This window comes from Nocardia sp. NPDC003345, assembly GCF_053589395.1.
On the sequence record NZ_JBSFRU010000042.1, the window covers coordinates 1 to 6,975 of the forward strand.

Here is a 6,975-nt window from a genome sequence, read left to right on the forward strand (position 1 = left end):
CACCGCTCGTCCCGGACACCGCCGGACCCGTCCCCGGGAACCCCGCCCGGACCGCGGAACTGGCGCGCAGCCTCACCGCACTGCTGACGCGCATCGATGCAGCGTGCGCGGCCGCGGGCCGTGATCCGGCCGAGGTTCGGTTGTTGCCGGTGACCAAATACTTTCCCGCCTCCGATGTCGCCGAACTGCACCGTCTGGGCCGCCACGACTTCGGGGAGAATCGTCCGCAGGAGGCCGGCGAGAAGGCGGCCGAACTGCGAGCGCTGAAACCGTTGCGCTGGCATCTGATCGGGCGGTTGCAGCGGAACAAGGCACGGCAGGTGGCGCGCTGGGCGCATACCGTGCAATCGGTGGACAGCGAACGACTGGCGACCGCTCTCGGGGCGGCCACCGCGGCCGCGCTGGACGAGGGGGAGCGGCAGGCGCCGCTGCGAGTCCTGATCCAGGTGAGCCTGGACGCCGATCCGAGTCGCGGCGGTGCCGTGCCCGCGGCGGTGCCCGCGCTCGCGGAACGGATAGCGGATACCGCGGAACTGCGTTTAGCAGGGATTATGGCCATCCCGCCGCTGTCGGCGGATCCCGATGCCGAATTCGCCCGGCTCGCCGAGCTGCATACCGCGTTGCGCGCCGATCACCCCGAGGCCACGGAGCTGTCCGCGGGTATGTCGAATGATCTTGAAAGAGCTATTGCCCATGGTTCCACCTGTGTGCGTGTCGGAACCGCTCTCATGGGCGCCCGACCGATAACCTCGGCGTAGCAAACAAACCTCATCAGTCACATTCGACACATATGCTGGGACACGACGAGGGCTGAGCAAGACTTCAACACCCGGCCGCCACCGGGGCCGAAGGAAGGTCGACCAGAATGAGCGAGCGCAGCGAGCGAACAATCGACGCAGCCACAATCGTGATCATGACGGAGCCGAGCGACAGCGAGGCGCACGCATGAGCACGCTGCACAAGTTCAAGGCGTACTTCGGCATGGTTCCGCTCGAGGATTACGAAGACGACTACGTCGACGATCGCACACCCCGCGGGGTGGAGGATCGCGGCGGGCGCCGTCCGCGCGACTACGCCGACCGGCCGCCCCGCGAGTACGACGATCGTCCGGATTACGACCGGTACGCCGGGGACCGCTACGACGCCCCGGATTATCGCGACGCCCCGTACAAGTCGTCCTATCAGCCCGGCTATCCCGCGCCGCGCCGGGACGACTACCCGGGCGACGCCTACGACGACGATTACGAGGGGCCGCGCCGTCCCACCCGGATCGACGCGGCCGCGTCCGGGCGGTATCGTCCGCCCGGCGGTGCCGGCCTGCGCGGCGCGACCCGGGGGGCGCTGGCAGTCGATCCCGATGCCGAGGAGCGCCGGTTGGCCGAGCGGGTCCGTCCCGAACCGGTCACCGCCCGCCGTCCCGCGATCTTCGAGGACGGAGGTCCCTTGTCCAAGATCACCACGCTGCGCCCGCGTGACTACAGCGAGGCCGCCATCATCGGAGAGCGGTTCCGCGAGGGCAACCCGGTGATCATGGATCTGGTGGATCTGAGCAACGCCGACGCCAAACGGCTGGTCGATTTCGCCGCGGGCCTGGCCTTCGCGCTGCGTGGTTCGTTCGACAAGGTCGCCACCAAGGTGTTCCTGCTCTCCCCGGCCGATGTGGACGTATCGGCGGAGGAACGCCGCCGGATCGCGGAAACCGGGTTCTACAACCAGAAATAGCGGTCACCCTGCCCGAGCGGGCAGGGTGCGGCACCCTCGGGATCGGCGCGGGCATTTTGCACCGCGCCGATTTTGCGGCAGAGTGACAGCGTGGCCTTGTTCGCGGTGCTGTACTTCGTACTGTTCATCTTCTGGCTGTTGCTCATCAGCCGGGTGATCGTCGAGTTCATCCGGAGCTTCGCTCGCGACTGGCGTCCGACCGGTGTGGTCGTCGTGATACTCGAGGTGATCTTCACCATCACCGACCCGCCCGTGAAGCTGCTGCGGCGGCTGATACCACCGGTCTCCCTGGGCGGAATTCGACTGGATTTGTCGATTATGGTTCTGCTGTTCCTGGTCTTCATCCTGATGTCTGTCGTCAGCAGGCTCGGACAGCCGGTAGCTCCGGTGTGACAGAATGGGCCGTGACGACTTGCCAGAGCCGCTAGATCTGCCAACGCGCGAAGGGATCCTTCCATGCCGCTGACTCCAGCCGATGTGCACAACGTCGCGTTCAGCAAACCGCCGATCGGAAAACGCGGCTACAACGAGGACGAAGTCGACGCGTTCCTGGATCTGGTGGAGCAGGAACTCTCCCGGCTGATCGAGGAGAACGCGGATCTTCGCCAGCGGGTTGCCGAGCTGGACGCGGAGCTCGCGGATGCCAAGACCAACCGGGGCCCGGCCGGTGCCGGACTGGGCAAACCGGTGCAGCCGGCCCCACCGCCGGAACCCATCAAGCCCCCGGTCCAGGCGCCGCCGTCGGCGCCCATCCCCGTGGTGCCCGTGGGGCCCTCGGCCGCCGACGCCGCGGCCGACGCGAATATGCAGGCCGCGAAGGTTCTGAGCCTGGCGCAGGAGATGGCGGACCGGCTCACCAGCGACGCCAAGAGCGAAGCCGAGAATTTGCTGGCGAACGCCCGGGTCAATTCCGAGCGGATGGTCAACGACGCGCGCGCCCGCTCGGACGAGATGATCGCCGACGCCCGCCACAAGTCCGATTCGATGCTCTCCGACGCCCAGACCCGCTCGGACAGCCAGCTGCGCCAGGCCAAGGAGAAGGCCGACGCCCTGCAGGCGGACGCGGAGCGCAAGCACACCGAGATCATGGGGACCATCACCCAGCAGCGCAATGTGCTCGAGAGCCGGATACAGACCCTCAAAACCTTCGAACGCGAGTACCGGGTGCGGCTGAAATCGTATCTGGAGTCGCAGCTCGAGGAGCTGGAGAACCGCGGTTCGGCGGTACCGGTGGAGGATGACTCCTTCGATACCGGCGCCAACCAGCTCGCCCCGGCCTCGTTCGGCAAGGGCGAGTAGAAGCAGCCCGCTACCGCTGGGAGCGTACGGGCGCCCGGCCTGCTGTACTGGGGGTCAACATGCTTGTCTTGACACTGGTGCTCGCCGCCATCGGCCTGGTCCTGCTGATCGTGTCCCTGACCACGGGATCGGTCGTCTGGGCGTGGGGCTGTATCGCGGTGTGCGTGGTCGGTGCCGTGGTGTTGCTGGTGAGCGCGCTGTCGATGCGCGCACCCGACGAGGAATTGCCTGACCGCGATCAGCACGCGAAACGCTGAGACGAGATACGAGCGAGAGCCAAGACGTCCTTCCGGGGTCTGCGGGTCGTGCGGCGCCCGCGGGCCGGTTGTATAAGTGGTTGACCGTCCTGGTTAGAATCAAACATGTAATTCGGCGATGATCCGGCCATCACCGGGGAGCTTTCGGAAGAACGGCGCAGCGCCTCACCACGCACGCTCAGTAGAACCGAACGGGTGAGCCCGTCACAGCTCGGACGAGAGGTCCACCGGTCCACAGGACCTGCGGACAAGCGGGGTGGTACCGCGGTTACGGCGCACCGGTTGCACCGTCGATCGTCCCCGTGCCTATCGAATTCGCGCTCCGGCGCGCCAGGCACGAGGAGACGTGACCCCGCGATGGCGGACGAGAATCCCAGCAGCAGCGCATATCCCCGCGTCGATCTCGGCGGCGGGTCCGGTATGTCCTTTCCCGAGCTGGAACGGGCCGTACTGGACGCCTGGGCCGCCGACGGGACGTTCCGGGCCAGTATCGACAACCGCGCCGACGCCGAGGAGTTCGTCTTCTACGACGGGCCCCCGTTTGCCAACGGTCTGCCGCACTACGGTCATTTGCTCACCGGCTATGTCAAAGATGTCGTCCCGCGTTTCCACACCATGCGCGGTAAACGGGTCGAGCGGCGTTTCGGCTGGGATACTCACGGGCTGCCGGCGGAAATCGAAGCGGAAAAGCAGCTCGGTATCACGGACAAATCACAGATCGACTCGATGGGCCTCGCGGAATTCAATGCCGCGTGCAAGGCCTCGGTTCTCCGCTATACCGATGAATGGCGCGAATATGTGACCCGCCAGGCCCGCTGGGTCGACTTCGACAACGACTACAAGACACTGGATCTCGACTTCATGGAGTCGGTGATGTGGGCCTTCAAGTCGTTGTACGACAAGGGCCTGATCTATCAGGGCTTCCGGGTGCTCCCGTACAGCTGGTACGAGCAGACCCCGCTGTCCAACCAGGAGGCCCGGCTCGACGACGCCTACCGGATGCGCCAGGATCCGGCGGTCACCGTCGATATGGTGCTGGCGGTGCCGCCGGATCATCCGCTGCGGGTACTGGACGGAGCCAACGCGCTCATCTGGACCACCACACCCTGGACGCTGCCCTCCAACCTCGCGGTCGCGGTGCATCCGGATGTGCGCTACGTGCACGTCCGCGGCGCGGACGGCAAACGGTATGTGCTCGCGGCCGAGCGGCTGGCGCATTACGCGCGGGAGCTCGGTGAGGCGGCCGAGGTGCTCGGGGAGTTCGACGGCGCCGCGCTGGTCGGGCTGGGCTACGCGCCGCCGTTCGATTTCTTCGCCGGGCATCCGAACGCGCACCGGGTGCTCTCGGCCGACTACGTGACCACCGATTCCGGTACCGGCATCGTGCATATGGCCCCCGCCTTCGGCGAGGAGGATATGGACGTCTGCAGCGCCAACGGGATCGAACTGGTGCAGCCGCTCGATCCGGGCGGCAAGTTCACCTCGATGGTTCCGCCGTACGAGGGCCTGATGGTGTTCGACGCCAACCCGGTGATCATCAAGGACCTCAAGGCCGCGGGGAAGCTGCTGCGGCAGGAGACGATCGATCACTCCTACCCGCACAGCTGGCGTTCCGGGCAGCCGCTGATCTATATGGCCGTGCCGTCGTGGTTCGTGGCGGTGACGCAGTTCCGTGAGCGGATGGTGGAACTGAACAAGCAGATCACCTGGGTGCCCGAGCACATCCGGGACGGCCAGTTCGGCAAATGGCTCGAGAACGCCCGGGATTGGAACATCAGCCGCAACCGCTACTGGGGAAGCCCGATCCCGGTGTGGATGTCCGACGATCCGGCGTATCCGCGTATCGACGTCTACGGTTCGCTCGACGAACTCGAACGCGATTTCGGCGTGCGGCCCACCGATCTGCACCGGCCCGCGATCGACGAGCTGACCCGGCCGAATCCGGACGATCCGACCGGGCGGTCCACCATGCGCCGGGTGCCGGAGGTACTGGACTGCTGGTTCGAGTCGGGATCGATGCCGTACGCGCAGGTCCATTTCCCGTTCGAGAACCGGGAGTGGTTCGACTCGCACTTCCCGGGCGATTTCATCGTCGAATACAACGGGCAGACCCGCGGATGGTTCTACAACCTGCACGTACTGTCCACCGCGCTGTTCGACAGCCCGGCGTTCGGGAATGTGGTCGCGCACGGGATCGTGCTCGGCGACGACGGGCTCAAGATGAGCAAGTCCAAGCGCAACTACCCGGATGTCAACGAGGTGTTCGACCGCGACGGCTCCGACGCCATGCGCTGGTTCCTGATGAGCTCGCCCATCCTGCGCGGTGGCAATCTCATCGTCACCGAGCGCGGTATCCGTGAGGGCGTGAGTCATGCGTTGCGGCCGCTGTGGAACGCGTGGACTTTCCTGCAGCTCTACGCCGTGGAACCCGGTGTGTGGCGTACCGATTCGCCGCATGTGCTGGATCGCTACATCCTGGCGAAACTGGCACAGAGCGACGACACCATGACCGCGGCGCTGGAGTCCTTCGATATCGCGGGCGCCTGTGAAGAGCTGCGGACCTTCGCCGACGCGCTCACCAACTGGTATGTGCGCCGGTCGCGTTCGCGGTTCTGGGCCGAGGACCGCGATGCCGTCGATACCCTGCATACCGTCCTCGAGGTGGTGACGCGGCTGGCCGCGCCGCTGCTGCCGATGGTCACCGAGGTGATCTGGCGCGGGCTCACCGGTGGACGGTCGGTGCATCTGACGGACTGGCCGGACGCCGGCCTGCTGCCGCGTGATCCCGAGCTGGTGGCGGCCATGGACGAGGCGCGGGCGGTGTGCTCGACTGTGCTGGGCCTGCGCAAGGCGCAGAAGCTGCGGGTGCGGCTGCCACTGTCCGAGGTCACCATCGCGGCGTCCGATGCCGAGCGCCTGCGTCCCTACGCCGACATCATCGCCGACGAGGTGAACGTCAAGAAGGTCGATCTGACCACCGATGTCGCCGCCCACGGGCGGTTCGATCTGGCGGTCAACGCCCGCGCGGCCGGTCCCCGGCTGGGTAAGGACGTACAGCGGGTGATCAAGGCCGTGAAGGCCGGAGACTGGGCGGAGAGCGCCGACGGCGTGGTCAGCGCGGCCGGGGTGGATCTGCTGCCGGAGGAGTACACCCAGCGCCTGGTGGCGGCCGAACCCGAATCGACCGCGGCACTGCCCGGTAACGCCGGTCTGGTGGTGCTGAACTCGGTGGTCACGGAGGAACTGGAGGCCGAGGGCTGGGCCCGCGACATCATCCGGGATCTGCAGGAGACCCGGAAATCGCTCGGGCTCGAGGTGTCCGACCGGGTCACCGCGACCCTCGAGGTTCCGGCCGACCGGCACGAGTGGGCGCGTACGCACCGGGACCTGATCGCCGGTGAGATCCTGGCCGTCGAGCTGGAATTCGGCGCCGCCGGGCCGGAGGCCGCCGAACTGACCGGCGGGGTGCGGGCCCGGATCGAGAAAGCGGGCTGACGGTCGCCGCCGGCCGGGCCTCCCGGCCGGCGGGTGCCGTGTTCTCGGCAACGGGCGGGGACTGTGCCGGGGTGCTGCCCCCGAGGCTGCGGCCATGACCGCCGCGCGTCCGCGCACTAGGGTGAGATCCTATGGCTTCGGACAATCCCGACGAGTGGTGGCGGCATTCCCCTGAGGGGCAGCAGAAGAACACACCGTCGGG

At 67.0% G+C, this 6,975-nt stretch carries 6 protein-coding genes; all 6 read left to right on the plus strand.

The window, feature by feature from the left end:
• Positions 1–59: 59 nt before the first annotated feature.
• The 6 genes from ACWDU1_RS07855 (at position 60) to ileS (ending at position 6,773) form a co-directional block, all read left to right on the plus strand.
• Positions 60–758, plus strand: coding sequence for a YggS family pyridoxal phosphate-dependent enzyme (locus ACWDU1_RS07855; protein ID WP_449996601.1), 699 nt, complete (start codon positions 60–62; stop codon positions 756–758).
• A gap of 187 nt (positions 759–945) precedes the next feature.
• On the plus strand, positions 946–1,722 hold the full coding sequence (locus ACWDU1_RS07860) for a cell division protein SepF (RefSeq protein WP_449996564.1): 777 nt from the start codon (positions 946–948) through the stop codon (positions 1,720–1,722).
• 90 nt (positions 1,723–1,812) lie between these two features.
• Complete coding sequence (locus ACWDU1_RS07865; RefSeq protein ID WP_030523839.1) at positions 1,813–2,115, plus strand: YggT family protein; 303 nt, start codon at positions 1,813–1,815, stop codon at positions 2,113–2,115.
• A gap of 63 nt (positions 2,116–2,178) precedes the next feature.
• Entirely contained in the window at positions 2,179–3,021 is an 843-nt protein-coding gene (gene wag31 / locus ACWDU1_RS07870; protein ID WP_449996566.1) for a DivIVA-like cell division protein Wag31, read from the plus strand.
• A gap of 59 nt (positions 3,022–3,080) precedes the next feature.
• Positions 3,081–3,278 (plus strand): hypothetical protein, encoded by a 198-nt coding sequence (locus ACWDU1_RS07875; RefSeq protein ID WP_449996567.1) that lies wholly within the window; start codon positions 3,081–3,083, stop codon positions 3,276–3,278.
• A gap of 357 nt (positions 3,279–3,635) precedes the next feature.
• Positions 3,636–6,773 (plus strand): isoleucine--tRNA ligase, encoded by a 3,138-nt coding sequence (gene ileS, locus ACWDU1_RS07880; protein WP_449996569.1) that lies wholly within the window; start codon positions 3,636–3,638, stop codon positions 6,771–6,773.
• Positions 6,774–6,975 lie beyond the last annotated feature (202 nt).